The organism is Serratia sp. MMO-28 (assembly GCF_037199905.1).
GTDB lineage: Bacteria > Pseudomonadota > Gammaproteobacteria > Enterobacterales > Enterobacteriaceae > Chania > Chania oryzae.
On record NZ_JBBCVB010000119.1, the window covers coordinates 1 to 240 of the forward strand.

At 65.4% G+C, this 240-nt stretch carries 1 protein-coding gene; it reads right to left on the reverse strand.

Translation table 11 applies throughout. The features are described 5' to 3' along the window. On the reverse strand, positions 1-240 hold a 240-nt coding region (locus WG891_RS26810), incomplete at both ends, for a hypothetical protein (protein WP_337265125.1).

Here is a 240-nt window from a genome sequence, read left to right on the forward strand (position 1 = left end):
CCAGATTGATGGTGCCGCCGTTAGCGGCCAGGGTCTGAGCTGTAATGGTGCTCTCGGCGCTAGACAGTGGCGCACCGCCGGTAAAGTTCAGCGTACCGCCGTCGAGCGTCAAGGCGCGCAGCGTTTCGGTGCCCGGCGTGCCGGCGACCCCCACCGTGGTCACGCTGCCATTCCCCAAGGTCAGCCCCGCCAACGCCAGAGCGCTGGCATTGGTATCGGCCAACGAGAAGGTGGTGTTAT